Genomic DNA, 20,969 nt, shown 5'->3' with positions numbered 1-20,969 from the left:
TTGCTTTTTTCGAAATTAGCAAATCATTATTTTAATATTTCGAAATTTGCCCTCTAATAACGCTCCATTCATAAATAAAACAAGGGCTATGATCATTATGATCATAGCCCTTGTTTTATTTAGCGCAACAATAAAAATTATATTGTATGCGGATGGTCGCCTTTTTCTTCTTCAAACAATAATTTAATGTTCTCATAAGAATTTTTTAACGCCTCAGGTATCTGATCAGGGCTAAACCATGCTACTTTTTCTATTCCTTCTTCCAATTGTCCTTGCGGTATTCCTTCAAAATCAGACTGCATTTCGAACCAATGTGTTATTTTAAGCTTAAAAACACCATTACGTTTAAAAACATGATACGTTTTTTGCAATTTACTTGTAATACGCAGTAGGTTTACTCCTGTCTCTTCTTCTACTTCACGCATTGCGGTACCTTCAATATCCTCTCCTTTTTCGGTTCCACCCTTAGGTAAATCCCATTTTCCATTCCTAAAAATGAATAAAACCTCCCCATTTTTATTGTAGACTAAGCCTCCCCCAGCCTTATTGACAGGAATTTTAGTTTTCAAAGTCTTCATAATCTCCTTTTCATCAGGGTGATAGAGATACGCTTTTTGAATTTTATTTTGAAAAATTTTGACTATAAGTTGCTTTATATCAATACTTTCTAATAGAAATAATTGAAAATCTGTTTCTTTTGATATTTTATTTGTCAAAAAAAGTGGTTTGTCGTTAACAAAAACTTTATACATTTGTAATATGATTTTTAATAAAGATACTGCCGAAAAAACAGCCGAATTGCTTTTGCAAATAAATGCAATTAAATTGAATCCAGGAAATCCTTTTACATGGGCTTCTGGATGGAAATCACCTATTTACTGTGATAACAGGCTAATACTCTCATTTCCACCCATAAGAAATTATGTTAGAGATGAATTTTCTAAACATATTGAAAAACAATTTGGAAAGCCAGATGTTATTGCCGGTGTAGCCACTGGAGCAATAGGAATTGGAATGCTAGTTGCAGAAAGTTTGGGTTTGCCTTTTGTTTATGTGCGACCAGAAGCTAAAAAGCACGGCCGACTAAACCAAGTAGAAGGTTTTTTGCAGAAAGGCCAAAATGTAGTGGTTGTCGAAGATTTGATAAGCACAGGAAACAGCAGTTTACTGGCAGTAGAAGCTTTGCGCACCGCCGGAGCAAACATAAAGGGAATGGCAGCAATCTTCACCTATGGCTTTGATGTAGCAGATCAAAATTTTAAAAATGCAAAAGTAGATTTATATACTTTAAGCAATTATCAAAATTTATTGAATTTGGCTGTAGCCAAAAGTTATATCTCTGAGAAAGAAGAAAAAACTTTAAGAGAATGGAGCGTTAGCCCATCGACATGGGATATCGTTTAAAGCACTTCATCGTTGATACTAACATCAATTGAAGTTAAAAAACAAAATTATATGAACTTAGAAAGTCCAAAAGTTGCAGTTGGGAAATCAGCGCAAGAATTATTCGATTTATTGACAGATGTTAAAAACTTCGAAAGGCTAATGCCTGAAAACATAGCAAAATTTGAAGTTATCGGTGATGATGCTTTTATTTTTGGACTAAAAGGTATGCCAGAAATAAAACTAAAAATGAAGGAAAAAGTATCTCCAAGCAAAGTAGTTTTGGGTGCTGCGAGTGACAAACTTCCTTTTACACTAATAGCTAACATTGATGCTGTATCTGATGAATCAAGTGCAGTTAAACTTGATTTTGAAGGTGATTTTAACCCAATGATGGCCATGATGATAAAAGGGCCAATTGGTAAGTTTATCGAAACATTGGCTACTAACATGGGAAAACTATAAATCCTGAATAACATAAAAAAAGTGTTTAAGAATTGAAATTATTTTAATTCCTAAACACTTTTTTTTTAATAAAGCAGCTGAACTTCCTTAATACTATATTCAGAAATGCTATTATCTTCCAATTGAACCTGTAACTTTCCATGCGAAGAAACTCCTTGAATAATTCCCATGAAGTTTTGATTTGATTTGTCTTTAAAAGCCATTGGAACCCCTTTTTTGAAGAGTCTACTACTATACTCCAACCATAGGGCATCCGTATCGCCATTCATCATGGCAATATTTTGTTTAATTTTCATTACAATCTCTTTCAAAATCTTCTCTTTGTCAAATTGTGAATCACATATTACAGCCAATGAAGACGCTTTAGGTAAATTTTCAAAATTAATTTGGTTGACATTTAGTCCCAAACCTACAATAGAATGCACCGTTCCGTCACTTTTGATACTATTTTCAATTAAAATGCCACCTATTTTAAAATTATATGACATAATGTCGTTTGGCCATTTAATCATTAAACTTGGAATATTAAATGTTTCCAAGGCTTCAACGATCGCAAGTGCAACTCCAATATTCAGTTTAAAAATCTGACTCACATCTGACAAAGAATCTTTAATAAAAACACTCATTATTAGATTCTTACCTGCCTCAGAGCTCCATACAGAACCCATCTGCCCCTTCCCTTTCACTTGATTTTCCGCAGTGACAACAGTAAAATTTTCTAGTTCCTGTTTGTTTGATAATCCTTTGAGAAATTCATTTGTCGAATCTATGGCATCGAGTTTGATTACTTTCATATGTAATTATTTGTCTAACGGAATTTAATATTATGTTAAGGTTCAAAAATAATCACAAAAAATGGTAACTTTACAAACTTATATAAAATAATTCATGGCAAAAAAGACTATAGATAATGATGCATTATTGGCAAACATTATTAAGGGAATCGAAGAAGTAAAAGGAAATGACATTGATATTCTCGACCTAAGAGAAATTGATACCGCAGTTTGCGACTATTTTGTTATCTGCAACGGAAATTCAAATACACAAGTTAACGCAATTGTTAACTCTATTCAAAAAACAGTTTCAAAAGAATTAAAAGACAAGCCTTGGCATGTTGAGGGATCCGATAATGCGGAATGGGTTCTTATGGATTATGTTAATATCGTAGTTCACGTTTTCCAAAAACAAATCAGGGAATATTACAACATTGAGAGTTTGTGGGGAGATGCTAAAATCACTACAATAGAAAACAAATACTAAAGAAAAAAACCAGAATGGCTAAAGATAATAATCCAACTCCTAATAAATTTAAAGTTAGTCCATGGTTAGTTTACACTGCCATACTACTTGTATTTTTATTTATCAGTTTTATAACTGGAAGTTCAAGTTTGCAAGAACCAGCACAATTAACTTCTTCTAAATTCAATGTCTTTTTAGAAAAAGGACAAATTGAGAAAGTAGTTGTGTATAATAAAACCGAAGCCGAAGTTTTTTTGAAGCCCGAAGCTCTTAAGGCAAAAGAACATCAAAAGGTTGCAAAAGATATTTTTGATAGACCCAATAAAGGGCCTCAATATACTTTTGAGATAGGTAATGATCAATTATTTCAAAAGAAATTAGAAACAGCAGTTGCTGAAGGAAAATTAAAAGATTTCAATTTTTCTCAAAAAAGCAATTGGACTGACATCTTAATTAGTTTACTTCCTATTATTATCATTATTGGTGTTTGGATCTTCATAATGAAAAAAATGTCAGGTGGTGCCGGTGGCGGTGGCGGACAAATTTTTAATATTGGAAAATCTAAAGCGAAACTTTTTGATGAAAAGACGGATGTTAAAACAACTTTTAAAGATGTTGCAGGTTTAGAAGGTGCTAAAGAAGAAATACAAGAAATTGTAGAATTCCTGAAGAACCCAGAAAAGTATACCAACCTTGGTGGTAAAATACCAAAAGGTGCATTACTTGTGGGACCTCCTGGAACAGGAAAAACGCTATTGGCAAAAGCCGTAGCTGGAGAGGCACAAGTACCATTTTTCTCACTATCAGGTTCTGATTTTGTTGAAATGTTTGTTGGTGTAGGTGCATCGAGAGTACGTGATTTGTTTAAACAAGCTAAAGAAAAATCACCAGCAATCATTTTTATTGATGAAATTGATGCTGTGGGTAGAGCTAGAGGAAAAAGCAACATGTCTGGTGGTAATGACGAAAGAGAAAACACTCTTAATCAATTGCTTACTGAGATGGACGGCTTTGGAACCAACTCTAATGTAATTGTATTAGCCGCTACAAACAGAGCAGACGTTCTGGATAAAGCGCTATTGCGTGCTGGTCGTTTCGACAGACAAATCTTTGTGGATTTACCTGATATTCGTGAACGGGCTGAAATTTTCAAGGTCCACTTAGCTCCACTGAAAAAAGTAGAAGGTTTGGACACTGAATTCTTAGCAAAACAAACTCCCGGTTTTTCTGGAGCAGATATTGCTAATGTTTGCAACGAAGCTGCTTTAATTGCTGCTAGATACAACAAAACTGCAGTTGACAAACAAGACTTCTTAGATGCCGTTGACAGAATAGTCGGTGGATTAGAAAAGAAAAATAAAATTGTAACCCCTGAAGAAAAGAAGGCAATTGCTATTCATGAAGCGGGACACGCAACAGTAAGTTGGATGCTAGAACATGCAGCGCCACTAATTAAAGTAACTATAGTTCCAAGAGGCCAAAGTCTTGGTGCAGCGTGGTATTTACCCGAAGAACGTTTAATAGTGCGCACTGACCAAATGCTAGACGAAATGTGTGCTACCATGGGAGGAAGAGCAGCTGAAAAAGTTACTTTTAACAGAATTTCAACAGGCGCTTTAAGTGATTTAGAAAAAGTAACCAAACAAGCACGTGCAATGGTCACTGTATATGGTTTAAACGATAAAATAGGAAATGTTACTTATTATGACTCAAGCGGGCAAAATGAATATAATTTCTCTAAACCATATTCCGAGGAAACTGCTAAAGTTATAGACAAAGAAATTTCATTACTTATTGAAAGTCAATATGAAAGAGCAGTTCAAATTTTAGAAGAAAATAAAGACAAACTGAATCAGCTTGCCGATATACTAATTGAAAAAGAAGTTATCTTCAAAGATGATCTAGAAGCTATTTTTGGAAAAAGAGCTTTTGACAAAAATCTTGAAGAAGTAATATTATAGCAATACATCAAATTTAATTATTTTTAAAATCTTAATTCAAAAACCCTTTTTGAATTAAGATTTTTTTATCTTTGACCGTTTCCTAATTAACATATAAAGCACCTTAACAACATATGAGTCTTTTCAGAAAAATTTTTGGTTCTAGTATTTCGCCTTCAGATGAGGATAAAGAGAAAGAAAATAGTAAATTTTCCCCTGATGCTGATATGATGTCTGCAGATGAACAGTTCATCTATAATTTTAAGAAAAATGGTGGTAAATTTTTATATTGTGAAAACCTTGAGGAAGTAAAAGAGCAGTTCGAAAATATTCTAGAAGAGAACGACTGGTATGAAAGTGAAGTCTTATGTTATGAGCCTAAACTTTTCAACATATTAGATGAAAACAAGCTCAGCTACGCAAAGTCAGCAAATCCAAAATTTCTTTTTTCATATTGTGAAAATCTAATTGCTGAAGAAGGCTCCATTTTATTTTCGTCAAATCAAATAAAGCAACTCAAACCACACGACTTACCCATTAACATTGTTGTTGTCGCTAGAACCAGCCAGATTCTTGCTGCAAAAAGTGATGGACTGACTTCAATAAGAAAAAAATACGAAAGGGATTATCCAACAAACATTACCGCAATAAAATATTTCGAAAAAGCAAAAGAAGAAGACTTTACTCAGTATGGAAGTTCAGCCAAAAACCTTTATTTGCTGTTGTTAGAAGATCTTTAACATGAATGAAACCCTTAAGAGATCTATATCTGGTGCTGTTTATATTATTTTATTAATATTTTCCATACTATATTCAACTGAAAGTTTTTTTATACTTTTCGGTGTATTTCTTCTCATTGCAACCGTTGAGTTTTGTAATTTGATCGAAATTTCAAGAATCATTCCTTTTATTGTGGCAAGCGCCACCTATTTGCTTTTTTACCAAATATCTATTGCGCAAGAAGGGTATTTGTACATCCTGAGATTCAGTAAAACATTTGACTTGATTGTTCTTTCTGCAACTCTTATCGTATTTATAAAATGTATACATTTTCTTTTTGATAATAAAATCGTCAGGATTGATTCCTTTTCAAAATACGTATACCTACTCGGTTATATCATACTTCCCTTTGCCATTATGACAAAGATTCCTTTTGGAATAGACGGCTACAATCCAAAAATTCTCATCAGTATCTTTATTCTAATATGGACAAATGACACCTTTGCATATATTGTTGGAAAGTCTATTGGAAAAACTAAATTATTTGAGCGAATATCACCCAAAAAAACTATTGAAGGTTTTTTCGGTGGGGTACTATTTTCAGTTATAGCCAGTTATTTGGTTTCAAAATATTATATCGAAATCGCAGAAGGAAAAACTTTTATTTGGATTATAATCGCAATAATCGTTGGTGTTTTTGGAACTATAGGTGATTTAATCGAATCCAAATTCAAACGCATTGCCGGGGTAAAAGATAGCGGAAAAATAATGCCCGGTCACGGAGGTATACTAGATCGACTAGATAGTGTTATATTTGTAGCACCAATTGTATTTTTATTTTATCAAATTTTAAATTATGTTTCATAAAGAAGGAGCCAAAACTATTTTACTAGGCGTAGCTTTTACAGCCATTGTACTTTTACTATCTGACAAATTAATTGACATTATTTGGCTTAGAAAGGTTTTACAAATTGCCGCGTTTTTGATATTGATTATTATTCTACAATTTTTTAGAAATCCGAAAAGAAATGCTTTGCTAAATGAAAATCAGATTTTAGCACCAGTAGATGGAAAAGTAGTTGTTATCGAAGAAGTATACGAAGGAGAATTCTTTAAAGAAAAACGCCTGCAAATTTCTATTTTCATGTCTCCAGTAAACGTACATGTTACCCGCTATCCTATGAGCGGAATAATAAAATTTAGCAAATACCACCCAGGTAAATTTTTGGTGGCATGGCATCCTAAGGCAAGTGAAGAAAACGAAAGAACAACTATAGTAGTTGAAAACAAAGTTTTCGGTGCTGTTTTATACAGACAAATTGCAGGTGCTTTAGCAAGAAGAATCGTAAACTACGCTGAAGAAGGTATGCAAGTCGTACAAGGAACAGATGCTGGTTTTATTAAATTTGGATCTAGAGTAGATCTTTTCCTACCTATAGGTACCCCAATTAGCGTCGTGCTAAACCAAAAAGCAATCGGAGGAAAAACTATAATTGCAACGAAGGAGTAATGAATGAAAAAGATTTGGACATAAGGTTTCAAGAGGCAGTAAAAACGGCAGGCGAAATGACTCAAGCATCTTTACCGCAGGATGTTCAGCTACGCCTTTATGCCTATTACAAACAAGCTACTTTTGGCACCTTAGAACCAAGACAAACTTCGACTTATCATTTAAGGGATGCTTTTAAAACCAATGCTTGGATGCAAATCAGTCATCTTTCCGCTGAAGAAGCAAAAGAACACTATATAGAAATCATCAATTCCATTATGGAAAAATAATACAACTAATGAAAAGATTGAATTTATTACTGTCGAGCCTACTATTAATTATTATTTTAGTTTCTTGTAATAACAAAAAACTGACAGAAGTCGTAGAAGTGCCTTTACCAACCGCACAAGAAAAAGTCTCCATCGGGTATCCCGACGATGTAAAGGCAAATAAAGGTTCGTTTCAACTGGAAAAGCTACCTTATCCCTATGACGCATTGGCACCAACGGTTTCACCTTTAACCTTGCAAATGCATTATTCTAAACATTATCTGACTTATACCAACAATCTAAATAACGCTATAGCTGGAACTGAGTTCGAGAATCAGTCAATCGAAGATATCTTGTCTCATTTAGACCCAAAAAACACCGATTTAAGAAACAATGCGGGGGGGTACTACAATCATTCCTTATATTGGAAGTCAATGGCTCCAAATGCCGGAGGAATGCCGAAAGACACATTGGCTACTGCAATTACAAGGGATTTTGGATCTTATGAAAACTTTATTACTGCTTTTAAAAGCGAAGCTACGAAACAATTTGCTTCTGCCTGGGTATTTTTAATCGTCGATAAGTCAGGTACATTAAAAGTGACCAGCAGCGAAAATCAAGATAATCCGTTAATGAAGAACGCCTTGATACCGGGAAAGCCTATATTAGCATTAGACTTATGGGAACATGCGTATTACTTAGGGTACCAATACAGAAGAAGAAACTATATTGATTCTTTCTTTAATGTAATCAATTGGAAAAAGGTGGGTGCAAATTACGAAGCTGCTTTAAGAAGAAAATACTAGTTAGTCCTTAAAAAATAAAAAGCTGATGCACAATTATCATAATCTTGCATCAGCTTTTTTATTTAAACATATTAAGTAATCAAGCCTTAGACATTTATAGTTGATAAATAAACGATTCCGAAGGTGCAATAGCAACCTGCACTTTTCCTTCCCCGTTTACCACCTCTAATTGCGCTTTAGACACCTTATACAATTGATCCGTAATCGTATAGCTACCGTCTTTTAATTTCCATTTTTTGATAATATCAGATGGTATCTTAAGTTCAAAAGAACTACTACTGATCCATGAAAAATTAGTCACTATGATTAATTTCTGATTAGCTGACCAGCGTGTGTATGCATAAATCCCTGGGTCAAAACCTGCCGTTGACTCGCGATTAATTGTTTGAATTTCTTCAAAATCACCCATTAACGCAGAACTACTGATAGAGAAATTAAGCAGTCTTTTATAAAAATCCCGAAGTTCCTTTTCTTTTTGCGTTAATAATCCACCATCAAACTCACCGTTATTCATCCATCGTTGATGATTTGGTACGCCAATATAGTCAAAAATTGAAGTTCTTGAATGCGTGCCAAATCCTGCATCTTCACTACCGGCCTCCCCTACTTCTTGTCCAAAATAAACCATTGTAGGCGCAGTACTAATCGTAGTTGAAACTACCATTAAAGGCTTTCCTTTTTCGGCTGTACCGGCAAATTCCGGACTTGCTAAACGTTGCTCGTCATGGTTATCCAAGAAATGCAACATATGATGCTCGATATCCTTCATTCCTTTTTGAATATCAGAAAGTCCATCAGGCAGGGACCTTCCCTGAATAATATCTTTTAACTTATCATAGGTTTCCACCTTGTCATACAAATAATCCATTTTCCCTAATCGAATATAATTGCGGTACTGGTCAGGATTATACACTTCAGCTAATAAGAATGCATCAGGGTTCTTCATTTTTACGGCTGAATTCATATAGCTCCAAAACTCATACGGAACCATCTCAGCCATATCATATCGGAAACCGTCAACTCCTTTACCTGTCCAATACAAGGCGATATCTCGGAACTTTATCCAAGAAGAAGGAACGCTTTTATCTTTCCAAAATTCAAAATGCTCTTCGTATGATTTCGAATCATAGCCTGCTGGAAGTTCCGGAAAATCCTTAGAACCGTCGGGACGCACTCCGTAGTTTACTTTTATTGTTTCATACCAATCATTTTTGTCTGGCTTTGCCATCCTGGAACCATTTCCTGTCCACTTCGCTGGAATCTCCTGGAATTTGCGGTCACTAAGTGCAGTAACTTCTCCATTTAAAGGCTGTGCTGTGTCTGGAACCTCAAATTGAGAATTAGGAATATAATAGAAATTGTTATCTCTTTGATATTCAAAAGTAACATCATCGTCAGCGCCAAAATCTCTAACTCCTGCAGGATTGCTTTTACCTTCGTATTTACGAGCAATGTGATTGGGCACAATATCAATCAGCAGCTTTAACCCTGCTGCATGCGTTCTGCTAATCAAAGCGTCAAATTCTTGCAGGCGATTTGCTGGATCAACAGCCAAATCAGGGTTTACATTATAATAATCTTTTACAGCATAAGGTGAACCTGCTCTTCCTTTTACAATATCAGGATCGTCATTTGATACACCAATAGCGGTATAATCCCGAATCAAAGCATGATGCGGAACTCCAGTATACCAAATATAACTAACGCCCAAGTCCTTAATTTCCTGCAGCGCTTTATCCGTAAAATCATTAAACTTACCTACTCCATTTTCCTCAATAGTTCCCCACGGTTTATTGTTTGTGTTTTTATTCCCAAATAAACGGGTAAACACTTGGTATACCACTTCTTTTTTTTCAGTGACAATCTCTGTCTTTTCTCCACTCATTTTTAAATCTTTCGTTTTACAAGCCGTAGACAGAAGTACTACGCTTATCCCTAATACAAGGGTTTTCTTTTTTATCATTCCTTTAAATATTAACAGCTAAACAATTATTCGAATTCATTTCCGGTAAAATGAAATACTTCAATAATCAGTTTTTAAATTTACTGTAATTTTTAAAACTACGCCAAATTCATTTTTTTATTACTCAAAAATGAGAATTTAAAACTTCACTACAACGAAAGAGTAACGTTTTTTGTTCATAACTTGTAAGGCTAATAAAAAATGTTCCAATACGTCACATGTACCAACTTATAAATAAATGCTAATATGGATTAGGATTGTTTCCTTTTTCATAAATTTGACAAAAAATAAATCCATTGAAGAAATTCCTGTTTTTCATCTGTTGTTGTTTGGCAATATTAAGTTCAAAACCCATTTTGGCGCAAGCAGCAAAAAAGATCGTAGTAGAGCATTCTGATTATGCAGATGTAAACCAAGCTGAGATGCCTGATGCCTTTTTACTCACAGGAAATGTGCGCGTTAGCCATGACGGGGTGGTTCTTACTTGCAACAAAGCCTATTATTTCCAGAAAGAAAATTATATAAAAGCTTTTGGAAATGTTCAATTAGTTCAAGGGGATACCTTGTTCTTAAACAGCAAGTATGCCGAATATAATGGAAATGTAAAAAAAGCTTTTGCAGCCGGAGAAGCTTTTATGAGTTCACCAGATGCTACTTTAGCAACAGACACCATAAATTTTGACAGAAACATTCAGGAAGTATATTACAATTCCCCAGGTACTATAATCAACAAGGATAATACTTTAAAAAGCAAATCGGGAAAATATTATGTAGCTCAAAAAAAGTTCCAATTCCTAACAGCGGTTACCATTACAAATCCAAACTACGTGATAAAATCAAATCACTTGGACTATTACAGTAATTCTGGCCATAGCTATCTTTTTGGTCCTTCGACAATTACAAGTAAGACCAATTATATCTATACCGAAAAAGGCTTTTATGACACTAAAAAAAACCTAGCACATTTTCTAAGAAAGTCCTACATAAAATACGAAGACCGATTAATTGAAGGAGATAGTTTATATTATGATCGAAATAGAGAATTTGCTTCTGCCACCCGAAATGTGAAAATAACGGATTCCGTCAATCGTGGAATTGTAAAGGGCCATTATGCAGAAATATACAAAAAACAAGACTCGATGTTTGTTACTAAGAGAGCTGTGGCAGTAAACTTTGTCCAAAACGACTCGGTTTATATTCATGGCAAAAGACTGATGGTTACTGGAAAGGAAAACAACAGGATTATTCGAGCCTACAATAATGTACGATTCTACAAAACCGACATGAGCGGAAAATGTGATTCGATACATTCTAGTTCAAAAACTGCCATAACTAAACTCATTGGTAACCCAATACTCTGGAATGGCGAAAGCCAAATCACTGGAGATGTAATGCATCTTATAGGAAACAACAGCACCCAAAAACTCGATTCGCTAAAAGTCCTAAACAATACGTTCCTCGTCTCAAAAGACACTTTGGGAACTGGATACAATCAGGTGAAAGGTCTAAATCTCTATGGGAAATTTGAAGAGGGAAAATTGCACGATGTAGATATAGTCAAAAATGCAGAAGTCGTCTATTTTATGCGAAATGAAGCAAATGAACTTATTGGAATCAACAAAAACGTAAGTAGTAAAATCAACTTAATTTTTGAGGACAGCGCCATAGAAACCATCACTTTTTTCAATCAGGTTGACGGCGATATTTACCCTGATAAAGACTTGCCTGAAAACGCAAGAAAACTGCGGGGTCTTGTCTGGCGGGGTGACGAACGAATAAAATCTAAAGACGATATTTTCTCAGACGAAGACAATAAATTGAATGACAAAATGATCGAAGCTGGAAAAAAAGAGGATGAAAAGGAAAATGTCCCCATGAAAATAAGGAAAGAAACATTGAATTACGACAAGAAGAAAAAGACTAAGTAAGAAGTGTTGTACTTCTGTGAGCCATCCATGTCTGTTTATAGCTAATCACGGACATGCTTATCTGTAAATCATAAGTTTAGATGCTAGCAGTTGAGAATCAATAAAAATAAGTCACGAAAAATAATACAATTTATACCTCAGTGTACTTTGCGTAAAACACAACGCAGTTTGCATTTAAATACATAAAAAAAGTGAATAACGATTTCATAAAATACCAAGCACAAACTTCACCCTATCCGTTAGGAATGGAAGTTTCATACGCTATGGGCTCTTATATTTACGATACAAATAATAAAAAATACTTAGATTTTGTGGCGGGAGTTTCCGCGTGTACACTTGGTCATCAACCGCCAAGAGTAAATCAGGCAATTAAAGATCAATTAGACAAATATTCGCATGTAATGGTTTATGGCGAATATTCTCAAAGTCCTGCAGTTGAATATTGTAAACTTTTGGCCTCTTTGTTGCCCAAACCTTTAGACAAAACCTATTTGGTAAACTCAGGTACTGAGGCCATTGAAGGTGCCTTAAAATTAGCGCGACGCGTTACAGGTCGCAGTCAATTGATTTCTTGTAACAATGCTTACCATGGTAACACTATGGGATCCATGAGTGTAATGGGATTTGAGGAACGCAAACAAATTTTCAGACCACTAATTCCCGATGTAGATTTTATCACTTTCAATAATGAAGCCGACTTAGAAAAAATAACAACAAAAACTGCGGCTATCTTGCTGGAAACTATCCAAGGAGGAGCGGGATTTATACAGCCACAAAACGATTTCCTTAATAAAGTTCGCGCACGTTGTACTGAAGTTGGTGCACTTATGATCCTGGACGAAATCCAACCTGGTTTTGGAAGAACAGGAAAACTCTTTGGTTTCCAAAATTATAACGTTGTACCGGATGTTGTTGTGATGGGAAAAGGAATGGGAGGAGGCATGCCCGTTGGCGCCTTTACAGCTTCATCTGCAATGATGGATTTGTTAAGCGATAACCCAAAATTGGGACATATCACTACTTTTGGCGGTCACCCTGTCATTGCGGCAGCATGTTTGGCTACTTTGAAGGAAATTACCGAAACTGAACTGATGTCAAGCGCTTTAGAAAAAGAAAAGCTGTTTAAATCGCTTTTGGTACATCCTTTGATAGAAGAAGTTCGTGGAAAAGGGTTAATGCTGGCCGCAATGACAAAAAGCGCTGCAATAACAAATGAAGTGATATTGAAATGTCAAGACAAAGGGCTTATTTTATTTTGGTTACTTTTTGAAGGATGTGCGATAAGAATTACGCCACCGCTTACAATCTCTAACGAAGAGATAAGAGAAGGTTGCGCAATAATGCTAAAAGTAATGGATGAAATCCTAGTGTCGGTTTAAAATTAATTGGCTTAAAACAACTACAATAAAAACATCACTTCCTTTTTGTTAATTAAATTGTTCATAACAATTCTAATTTTCTTCCACAACAACAGTAAGGATGCCTAATTTTAAGTAGGCCAAATTCAAAAAAATAAAGTATGCAATTAAGCAACGAAGAAGAAGACTATAACTTATCTCTTTCAAAATTTGAGTCTATGTTGAAAACCAACAAAGTTCTCTTTTTTGATTCTGAAGAATTTGAAGAAATCATACTTCATTATCTTGATATGGGTAAGGCCGCTTTGGCAAAAAAAGCACTTAAATTAGCGTTAGATCAGCACCCAAAATCAACAGGTTTGAAATTGGTTCAGGTTGAAATGTTAGTTTATGACGACAAATTGGATATAGCTGAGAGATTACTCAACGAGCTGTATGCCATCGAACCTACGAATGAAGAAATTTTTATTCAGAAAGCAAATATCTACTCTAAAAGAGACCAACATGAAAAGGCAGTTGAATTTCTAAAAACTGCCTTGGAATATACAGATGATTATGCCGATGTGTATAACTTAATAGGTATGGAATATCTCTTTATGGATAATCTAGAAATGGCAAAACAGAGTTTTATCAAATGTTTAGAAGAAGACCTTGACGATCAATCTGCTTTATATAATGTGGTGTATTGTTTTGAATTTTTAGACCAAAATTTAGATGCTATTGCCTATTTAAACAAATACATCGACAAAAACCCATACAGCGAAATCGCTTGGCATCAAATGGGACGTTTGTATTATGGGGTAAAAGATTACGAGAATGCCATCCGTGCATTTGATTATGCGACTCTTATCGATGATGAGTTCCTTGGTGCTTTCATGGAAAAAGCTAAAGCATTTGAAAGATTAAACAAATATGAAGAAGCTATTGAAAGCTACAAGAGAACCATCGAATTAGACGATGCAACTAGTTATGCTTTACTTCGAATAGGAAAATGTTATGAAAAACTAGGCAATAAAGTTCAAGCAATAAAGTACTACAACGATACGGTGCATGAAGATCCCCTTTTAGACAAAGGTTGGATTGCTATTACTGATTTCTATGTGCGTCAAAAGGACTTCCAGAAAGCCTTATTTTACGTAAACAAGGCTTTGGCTATAGACAATCAAAATCGTCTCTATTGGAAACGGTACGCCAGCATAAACAAACAAATGAACTTCTTTGAAGAAGCAGAATTTGGTTATAGAAAAGCAGTAGAATTTGGTGACCATAGCCTAGACACCTGGTTGTTTTGGGTAGACACCCTACAATTTTTAGGAGAGTTCGAAAGCGCAATACAAACTTTATTGCAAGCCTCTGAATATTTCCCTGAAGAAAACGAAGTAGAATACCGTTTGGCTGGATTGTATTTTATGATTCAAGACAACACCAAAGCAAAATTCCACTTGAGTAATGCCATGCGTTTAAACTTTGACAACTATATCCTTATTGAGGATATGTTTCCAGTAGTTTGGAAAAAGAAAATGGTGCAAAATTACATCGCAAAACATAAGAAAGAGTAATGGCTGCTATCGAAAAAAAACGTTTTGGTTTATTGGGTAAGAATATTAGTTATTCATTCTCTAAAGGCTACTTCACTGATAAATTCAATACTGGTGACTTTAGTGGTTGCAGTTATGAGAATTTCGACATCCAAGAAATAGCGGGATTTATCCAAATTACCAAAGACGCAGAAAGCTCAGGCCTTAAGGGGTTAAACGTTACCATTCCATATAAGGAAGCAGTTATTCCTTTTCTGGATAAACTATCAAAAAAAGCGGCAAAAATCGGCGCGGTTAACACCATTACAGTTAGTAAAAAAGGAAAACTAAAAGGTTACAACACGGATTACTACGGCTTCCAAAAAGCTTTAGAACCTTTGCTACAGCCGCACCATAAAAAAGCATTGATTCTGGGTACGGGAGGCGCTTCGAAAGGAGTTGCTTATGCCTTGGAAGAACTGGGTATATTGTATACTTTTGTCTCAAGAGAGGCTAAGGAAAATGCAATAGATTACAGCCAAATCAATGCAACTACATTTACCAACTACCACATCATAATTAACTCTTCTCCGGTAGGCACAAGTCCTAACGTTGATGCGTTTCCATTACTACCTTATCAGTATTTTACTGAAAAACACATTGCATTTGACTTAATTTACAATCCTGCCGAAACTCAATTCCTGAAGAAAGCCAAAGAACAAGGGGCTCAAGTTAAAAACGGATTGGAAATGCTTGTTTTCCAAGCAGAGAAAGCATGGGAAATTTGGAATAAATAAAACCAATTTAACAATTATAAATATCGAAGCTTCCAGCCTTTAAAAAGTTGAAAGCTTTTTGTATTGTCTCAGAAACTAGTATTAAAAAATAAAATCTACAGTATACTATACTTGCTTTTACCTTCTGCTACAGACTCCTTTCAATTGAGAATGACAAGTTAAAACACATTATTTATACCAATCTAAATGACAATCGGCTGCCCATAGCCCTGATAGCAGCGGCATCCTTTTTCTGGCTCCCTTTTTGGAGGCTAAAAAAGATACAGCGAATAGCAGGAAATTGCTCCAAAAAAAACATACTTTTAACATAAAACGGCTCTAAACAAGGGTTTTATTTTGTAATTTCATACTGCTTCACTATCTTTCGGATTCGATTAAAGTAGAAACCTTAAACATTTCAATAATGTTAGAAGAAAAGAATGATAACCTGCAAGAAGCAGATGGAAATTTAACGACTGATTCTATTGAATCACTTCAAGACAATTCAACAATTGCGGAAACACCAGCAATTACTGAGACTACAGAACCTGTAATCACTGATTCTAATGCAGAAGTTTCAACAGAAGAGGAAGTCCCGGAAACTGCTGCAACAATTGAGAATGAAAATCAAAAAGCATTAAACTCAATTGATGATTCAAATGCGGAAGAAAGTGAAGACGAAACCTTAAAGGAACGTCATGAAATTCCGATGCAAGATTACGATACCTTATCAATGGCGGCACTTGTGGACGAGCTAGATGCTTTAGTTTCTACAGGAAAAGTAATGTCGATCAAAGAACATGTCGAAGAGATCAAAAAAGCATTTTTAGCAAAATACAATCACTTTATTGAAGAAAAAAAAGAAGAATACCATACTGAAAACCCCGATACAACAGAAGATTTTCAATATCATTCTCCTTTAAAAACAAAATTTGATCAAGTTTACTCTCTTTTTAGAGATAATATAAATACCCATTTCAAGAGTTTACAAACTAACTTGAAAACAAATTTAGAAAATAGATTAGCTATTGTAGAGGAATTGAAAGAACTAATCAATCCTCAGGAAAACATCAAGGACACTTTAAAACATTTTAATGATTTAAGAGAACGATGGAAAAATGCTGGACCCATTCCAAAAGACAAATACAATCATGTATGGAATAATTATCATTTTCATGTAGAGAACTTCTATGATTATTTACATCTAGACAGAGAGGCCAGAGATTTGGACTTCAAACATAATCTAGAGCTAAAACAAAAAATTGTTGCTCGAGTTGAAGAATTGGTTAACGAGGCTGACGTAAATAAGGCTTTCAGAGAATTACAGGACTTACACAAAATCTGGAAAGAAGACATCGGACCAGTTTCGAGAGAAAATCGCGATATTATCTGGAACCAATTCAGTGATCTAACAAAACAAATGCACGATAAGCGTGAGGTTTTGTTTGAAAAATTAAGAGGTACTGAACTTGAAAATTTAGAAAAGAAAAAAGTTATTATTGCTGATATTGAAGTTTTGGCAACGGAAAAAGTAAATGCTCATTCCCAATGGCTTCAGCAAATTGAAAAAGTGGAAGCACTACGAACGGCGTTCTTCTCTGCGGGTAAAGTTCCTTCAGATGTAAACGAAGAAACTTGGGCGGCTTTTAAAAGTGCTGTAAGAAATTTTAACTCTTTTAAAAATTCTTTTTACAAAGAAATCAAAAAAGATCAAAGCGAAAACTTAGCTAAGAAAAACGCTCTTGTTACGAAAGCACAAGAACTACAAGAAAGCACCGATTTTGCTGTTACTACTCCAATCATGAAGCGAATTCAGGACGAGTGGAAACAAATAGGTCATGTGCCGAGAAAATATTCAGATAAAATCTGGAAGGAATTCAAAGAAGCTTGTAATCACTATTTCGACAAATTAAAAGAACACAAGGACGAAGACAGTGCAGAAGAAATTGCAGCCTTTGATAATAAAAAATTATACCTTGATACTCTACGTGCTTACCAATTGACCGGAGATCACAAAACAGATTTAGACGCTATAAAATTACATATTGAAACTTGGAAAAACTTCGGAAAAGTTCCTTTCCCAAGAAGGCATATTGAAGGGAAATTCAATAAAATTCTTGACGCACTTTTTGACAAATTGAGTTTGAGCAAGAAAGATACTGATATGATTCGTTTTGCCAACAGAATGGATAGTTTGTCTGAAAACAACGACTCTAGAAAACTGGAGAATGAAAAGATTTTCATAATGCGTAAAATTGAAGAGCTTCGAAACGAAATTAATCAATTAGAAAACAACATTCAGTTTTTTACAAATACACGTAATGCAAAGAAAGAAAATTCAATTGTTTTAGAGGTACGAAAAAATATAGCAATTCACAAAGAAAGCCTTGATACTTGGAAGGAAAAGCTAAAACAACTAAGGAATCTAAATCAAGAATAAAAAATTTAAATTGATACATCATAAACCTCATTCTATCGCTAGAATGAGGTTTTTTTATGCCAAAAAACGTAAGAGTATGATAATTATCATTTTAACTTTTCATAATTACAGCTAATTTTGAATATTGAAAAATTTATATCTTATGAAAAATTCGTTGATTCAAAAATACAATGTCCCTGGACCAAGATATACAAGCTATCCGACTGTTCCTTATTGGAATGAAGCCGATTTTTTATATCAAAATTGGATAGACAGCTTAAAGAAAACCTTTGTGGAAACCAATTCAAAAGAAGGAATCAGTCTCTACATCCACCTTCCTTTTTGTGAAAGTCTATGCACTTTTTGTGGATGCAACAAGCGCATTACAAAAAACCATACAGTGGAGCACCCCTACATTGCAGCTGTTTTAAAAGAATGGATATTATACTGTAAAATATTAGGTGAAAAGCCACAGATAAAAGAAATTCATTTGGGCGGAGGAACGCCCACTTTTTTCTCTCCCAAAAACCTAGAGGATTTAATCAATGGTATTTTTTCTTATGCCAGTAAAGCTAAAGATTATGAATTTAGTTTTGAAGGTCATCCTAACAACACTACTCACGAACATTTAAAAAAACTGTACGATCTGGGTTTTAGGAGAGTCAGTTTTGGCGTTCAGGATTATTCCGATAAAGTACAAAAGGCCATCCATAGAGAGCAACCGTTTCATAATGTTGCAAAAGTAACGTTCTGGGCAAGAGAAATTGGCTATACCTCCATTGGTCATGATATTATTTTTGGACTTCCTTTCCAGGAAATAGAAGATGTTATTGACACCATAGAAAAAACAAAATCGCTGCAGCCCGATCGATTAGCATTCTACAGTTACGCACATGTTCCTTGGATAAAGGGAAATGGTCAACGTGGCTTTAAGGACGAAGACATTCCACAAGACCAAGAAAAAAGAATGTTGTACCAAATAGGCAAAGAGTTATTACTAGACAACGGCTACTATGAAGTAGGGATGGATCATTTTGCATTAAAAACTGATAGTCTCTTTGAAGCTTTTAAAAATGGTAAATTGCATCGCAATTTCATGGGCTACAGCTCGTCAAAAACTCAATTAATGATTGGTTTAGGGGTATCCTCGATTAGCGACAGCTGGTACAGCTTTGCACAAAATGAAAAAAATTTAGAAGATTATTACCAAATCCTAGAATGGGACAAGTTGCCCATTTTTAGAGGTCATTTGCTGAACGATGAAGACCTCATCATTAGAAAACATATCCTTAATATAATGTGTCAATTTGAAACTTCATGGGAAAATAAGCAGGATTACTTTGAAGAAATTCCAGAAGTACTGATTCAGTTACAAGAAATGGAAAAAGATGGCCTACTGTTGATTCGCGATAATTCCATCCAGGTCACTGAAAGTGGCAAACCACATATTCGTAACATTTGTATGGCATTTGACTTACATTTAAAGCGTAAAGCGCCAGAAACAGAACTATTTTCTATGACAATATAGTTGAATATTTTCTGAGCAAACAGTTATTCTGTTTAGATACAAAAAAAGTAAACCGCAAATTCGAAAATTAAAGATACTAGTACTGTTGTGTCCCTAATTTGTGAATTTGCGGTATTATTTTGAAATCATAAAAAAATAGCGGTCCAATTAGAATCTATTCGTCCTTTGTTAAAATGCCATACAGTTCATCTTTGATAAACAGTAATTTAGCTTTTAACTCATGGGCATGCTCATCAGTGACTACTTCAATGTCAGTATTTACGCGATGAATTTCGTGTTCTAGTTCGTGATATTCATCAAAGAGCCTTCTGAAATGGGGATCTTCAACTTTTAATTTATGAATTTTTTCCTCAAATTGAGGAAACTCGTGTATTAAATCGTGTCTTTCCATGTGGATTGAATTTATATTAAAAATAATGACAATTAATTAATGGCAATTTGGAGTTTCCTGTATAAACAAACTCATATTAGATGGGGAAACATAAGGAATTCCCAGGCCCAATCCTCGCAATATAAATAGTATTCCAATTAAAACGGCAACATATGGTATGACCTTTTGAATCCTATTACGGACCGGCACTGTCAAAAAAGAATTGATGTAAATTACGCTGCTCATCATAGGAACGGTTCCTAATCCAAACAAAACCATATACAAAACACCTAAACTTTCACTTTGCATGGCGATTGCTCCAAACAAAGCTACATAAACCATCCCACATGGCAAAACACCATTAAGTAAACCTATAGTAAACAGTGACTTATAGCTCCTGTTTTTAAATTGACTACCCAGCGTTGATTTGACTTTAGATATCAATTTAAATATTGGTTTTGAAAAATTATATTTTGAAAATATCTTATCTGGAATCAAGATCACCGCAATCATAGCAACTCCAATAAATATGGACAGATTTTGTTGTATTCCAGCTATGAAAAAACCTTTACCAACCAACCCAAAAATGAGACCTATTGTACCATAGGCTGTTAACCTCCCCAGATGATAGGTTACAATCTGGCTCGCTTTTTTTGTAGGGTTATTTCTGTCTACAGGTAACATCATAGCAATAGGCCCACACATTCCTATGCAATGAAAACTGCTAATTAAACCGAAAATAAACGCTGTGTAAAGCATAAAATAAGTCGTAAAATCGAAAATCATTAAGACTTGTTGG

20 protein-coding genes are annotated in these 20,969 nt (G+C 34.6%); 15 read left to right on the top strand and 5 right to left on the bottom strand.

The window, feature by feature from the left end; all coding sequences use genetic code 11:
- Positions 1 to 137: 137 nt before the first annotated feature.
- The gene (locus HJ01_RS09720; protein WP_007138217.1) at positions 138 to 752 is read right to left on the bottom strand and encodes an NUDIX hydrolase; all 615 of its coding nucleotides are present in this window, start codon (positions 750 to 752) and stop codon (positions 138 to 140) included.
- Between the two features lie 7 nt (positions 753 to 759).
- Here HJ01_RS09720 and pyrE point away from each other — a divergent pair, with 7 nt between their 5' ends.
- Both pyrE and HJ01_RS09710 read left to right on the top strand, forming a co-directional pair.
- Positions 760 to 1,404 carry an orotate phosphoribosyltransferase gene (gene pyrE / locus HJ01_RS09715; protein ID WP_007138216.1) on the top strand — a complete coding sequence of 215 codons (645 nt, stop codon included), beginning with the start codon at positions 760 to 762 and terminating at the stop codon, positions 1,402 to 1,404.
- A gap of 51 nt (positions 1,405 to 1,455) precedes the next feature.
- Complete coding sequence (locus tag HJ01_RS09710; protein WP_007138215.1) at positions 1,456 to 1,848, top strand: hypothetical protein; 393 nt, start codon at positions 1,456 to 1,458, stop codon at positions 1,846 to 1,848.
- A 65-nt stretch (positions 1,849 to 1,913) separates the two neighbouring features.
- Here HJ01_RS09710 and HJ01_RS09705 read toward each other — a convergent pair whose 3' ends face one another.
- Positions 1,914 to 2,642, bottom strand: coding sequence for a biotin--[acetyl-CoA-carboxylase] ligase (locus HJ01_RS09705; RefSeq protein ID WP_007138214.1), 729 nt, complete (start codon positions 2,640 to 2,642; stop codon positions 1,914 to 1,916).
- 94 nt (positions 2,643 to 2,736) lie between these two features.
- On the opposite strand from HJ01_RS09705, the gene rsfS reads away from it, so the two are divergent.
- The 7 genes from rsfS to HJ01_RS09670 all read left to right on the top strand — a co-directional run bounded on the left by rsfS (position 2,737) and on the right by HJ01_RS09670 (position 8,311).
- Positions 2,737 to 3,108 carry a ribosome silencing factor gene (rsfS, locus tag HJ01_RS09700; protein ID WP_007138213.1) on the top strand — a complete coding sequence of 124 codons (372 nt, stop codon included), beginning with the start codon at positions 2,737 to 2,739 and terminating at the stop codon, positions 3,106 to 3,108.
- Between the two features lie 14 nt (positions 3,109 to 3,122).
- Positions 3,123 to 5,048, top strand: a complete 1,926-nt coding sequence (ftsH, locus tag HJ01_RS09695) for an ATP-dependent zinc metalloprotease FtsH (RefSeq protein WP_007138212.1) — start codon at positions 3,123 to 3,125, stop codon at positions 5,046 to 5,048.
- Between the two features lie 113 nt (positions 5,049 to 5,161).
- A complete protein-coding gene (locus tag HJ01_RS09690) occupies positions 5,162 to 5,767 on the top strand; it encodes a hypothetical protein (protein WP_007138211.1) in 606 nt (201 codons plus the stop codon).
- Position 5,768: 1 nt separating this feature from the next.
- The gene (locus tag HJ01_RS09685) at positions 5,769 to 6,614 is read left to right on the top strand and encodes a phosphatidate cytidylyltransferase (protein ID WP_007138210.1); all 846 of its coding nucleotides are present in this window, start codon (positions 5,769 to 5,771) and stop codon (positions 6,612 to 6,614) included.
- Positions 6,604 to 7,257, top strand: a complete 654-nt coding sequence (locus HJ01_RS09680) for a phosphatidylserine decarboxylase family protein (RefSeq protein WP_007138209.1) — start codon at positions 6,604 to 6,606, stop codon at positions 7,255 to 7,257. Before HJ01_RS09685 ends, HJ01_RS09680 begins: the two co-directional genes overlap by 11 nt.
- Positions 7,257 to 7,526, top strand: coding sequence for an acyl-CoA-binding protein (locus HJ01_RS09675; RefSeq protein ID WP_007138208.1), 270 nt, complete (start codon positions 7,257 to 7,259; stop codon positions 7,524 to 7,526). Before HJ01_RS09680 ends, HJ01_RS09675 begins: the two co-directional genes overlap by 1 nt.
- Positions 7,527 to 7,534: 8 nt before the next feature.
- Entirely contained in the window at positions 7,535 to 8,311 is a 777-nt protein-coding gene (locus HJ01_RS09670) for a superoxide dismutase (RefSeq protein WP_007138207.1), read from the top strand.
- Between the two features lie 94 nt (positions 8,312 to 8,405).
- Here the strand turns inward: HJ01_RS09670 and HJ01_RS09665 are convergent, their stop codons facing one another.
- A complete protein-coding gene (locus HJ01_RS09665) occupies positions 8,406 to 10,274 on the bottom strand; it encodes an alpha-amylase family protein (protein WP_007138206.1) in 1,869 nt (622 codons plus the stop codon).
- Positions 10,275 to 10,603: 329 nt separating this feature from the next.
- Between HJ01_RS09665 and HJ01_RS09660 the strand changes: the two genes are divergently transcribed.
- From HJ01_RS09660 to hemN, 6 genes are all read left to right on the top strand, one after another.
- A complete protein-coding gene (locus tag HJ01_RS09660; protein WP_040473835.1) occupies positions 10,604 to 12,202 on the top strand; it encodes an OstA-like protein in 1,599 nt (532 codons plus the stop codon).
- Between the two features lie 191 nt (positions 12,203 to 12,393).
- Positions 12,394 to 13,581 carry an aspartate aminotransferase family protein gene (locus tag HJ01_RS09655; RefSeq protein WP_007138203.1) on the top strand — a complete coding sequence of 396 codons (1,188 nt, stop codon included), beginning with the start codon at positions 12,394 to 12,396 and terminating at the stop codon, positions 13,579 to 13,581.
- 140 nt (positions 13,582 to 13,721) lie between these two features.
- A complete protein-coding gene (locus tag HJ01_RS09650; protein WP_007138202.1) occupies positions 13,722 to 15,119 on the top strand; it encodes a tetratricopeptide repeat protein in 1,398 nt (465 codons plus the stop codon).
- Entirely contained in the window at positions 15,119 to 15,874 is a 756-nt protein-coding gene (locus tag HJ01_RS09645; RefSeq protein ID WP_007138201.1) for a shikimate dehydrogenase family protein, read from the top strand. The genes HJ01_RS09650 and HJ01_RS09645 overlap by 1 nt, the downstream gene beginning before the upstream one ends.
- A gap of 403 nt (positions 15,875 to 16,277) precedes the next feature.
- Positions 16,278 to 18,293 (top strand): DUF349 domain-containing protein, encoded by a 2,016-nt coding sequence (locus tag HJ01_RS09640; RefSeq protein WP_007138199.1) that lies wholly within the window; start codon positions 16,278 to 16,280, stop codon positions 18,291 to 18,293.
- 142 nt (positions 18,294 to 18,435) lie between these two features.
- The gene (gene hemN / locus HJ01_RS09635) at positions 18,436 to 19,800 is read left to right on the top strand and encodes an oxygen-independent coproporphyrinogen III oxidase (protein ID WP_007138198.1); all 1,365 of its coding nucleotides are present in this window, start codon (positions 18,436 to 18,438) and stop codon (positions 19,798 to 19,800) included.
- A gap of 154 nt (positions 19,801 to 19,954) precedes the next feature.
- Here hemN and HJ01_RS09630 read toward each other — a convergent pair whose 3' ends face one another.
- A complete protein-coding gene (locus tag HJ01_RS09630; protein ID WP_007138197.1) occupies positions 19,955 to 20,191 on the bottom strand; it encodes a YdcH family protein in 237 nt (78 codons plus the stop codon).
- Between the two features lie 36 nt (positions 20,192 to 20,227).
- Positions 20,228 to 20,929 carry a sulfite exporter TauE/SafE family protein gene (locus HJ01_RS09625; protein WP_040473834.1) on the bottom strand — a complete coding sequence of 234 codons (702 nt, stop codon included), beginning with the start codon at positions 20,927 to 20,929 and terminating at the stop codon, positions 20,228 to 20,230.
- Positions 20,930 to 20,969 lie beyond the last annotated feature (40 nt).

The organism is Flavobacterium frigoris PS1 (assembly GCF_000252125.1).
GTDB lineage: Bacteria > Bacteroidota > Bacteroidia > Flavobacteriales > Flavobacteriaceae > Flavobacterium > Flavobacterium frigoris_A.
The sequence above is the reverse complement of the archived record's forward strand: the minus strand, read 5'-3'. Positions and strand labels throughout refer to the sequence as shown.

Bases quoted from the DNA above. Each gene is read 5' to 3' on its own strand.
- HJ01_RS09720 (WP_007138217.1), bottom strand. From the start codon at position 752: ATGTATAAAGTTTTTGTTAACGACAAACCACTTTTTTTGACAAATAAA.
- pyrE (WP_007138216.1), top strand. From the start codon at position 760: ATGATTTTTAATAAAGATACTGCCGAAAAAACAGCCGAATTGCTTTTG.
- HJ01_RS09710 (WP_007138215.1), top strand. From the start codon at position 1,456: ATGAACTTAGAAAGTCCAAAAGTTGCAGTTGGGAAATCAGCGCAAGAA.
- HJ01_RS09705 (WP_007138214.1), bottom strand. From the start codon at position 2,642: ATGAAAGTAATCAAACTCGATGCCATAGATTCGACAAATGAATTTCTC.
- rsfS (WP_007138213.1), top strand. From the start codon at position 2,737: ATGGCAAAAAAGACTATAGATAATGATGCATTATTGGCAAACATTATT.
- ftsH (WP_007138212.1), top strand. From the start codon at position 3,123: ATGGCTAAAGATAATAATCCAACTCCTAATAAATTTAAAGTTAGTCCA.
- HJ01_RS09690 (WP_007138211.1), top strand. From the start codon at position 5,162: ATGAGTCTTTTCAGAAAAATTTTTGGTTCTAGTATTTCGCCTTCAGAT.
- HJ01_RS09685 (WP_007138210.1), top strand. From the start codon at position 5,769: ATGAATGAAACCCTTAAGAGATCTATATCTGGTGCTGTTTATATTATT.
- HJ01_RS09680 (WP_007138209.1), top strand. From the start codon at position 6,604: ATGTTTCATAAAGAAGGAGCCAAAACTATTTTACTAGGCGTAGCTTTT.
- HJ01_RS09675 (WP_007138208.1), top strand. From the start codon at position 7,257: ATGAATGAAAAAGATTTGGACATAAGGTTTCAAGAGGCAGTAAAAACG.
- HJ01_RS09670 (WP_007138207.1), top strand. From the start codon at position 7,535: ATGAAAAGATTGAATTTATTACTGTCGAGCCTACTATTAATTATTATT.
- HJ01_RS09665 (WP_007138206.1), bottom strand. From the start codon at position 10,274: ATGATAAAAAAGAAAACCCTTGTATTAGGGATAAGCGTAGTACTTCTG.
- HJ01_RS09650 (WP_007138202.1), top strand. From the start codon at position 13,722: ATGCAATTAAGCAACGAAGAAGAAGACTATAACTTATCTCTTTCAAAA.
- HJ01_RS09645 (WP_007138201.1), top strand. From the start codon at position 15,119: ATGGCTGCTATCGAAAAAAAACGTTTTGGTTTATTGGGTAAGAATATT.
- HJ01_RS09640 (WP_007138199.1), top strand. From the start codon at position 16,278: ATGTTAGAAGAAAAGAATGATAACCTGCAAGAAGCAGATGGAAATTTA.
- hemN (WP_007138198.1), top strand. From the start codon at position 18,436: ATGAAAAATTCGTTGATTCAAAAATACAATGTCCCTGGACCAAGATAT.
- HJ01_RS09630 (WP_007138197.1), bottom strand. From the start codon at position 20,191: ATGGAAAGACACGATTTAATACACGAGTTTCCTCAATTTGAGGAAAAA.
- HJ01_RS09625 (WP_040473834.1), bottom strand. From the start codon at position 20,929: ATGCTTTACACAGCGTTTATTTTCGGTTTAATTAGCAGTTTTCATTGC.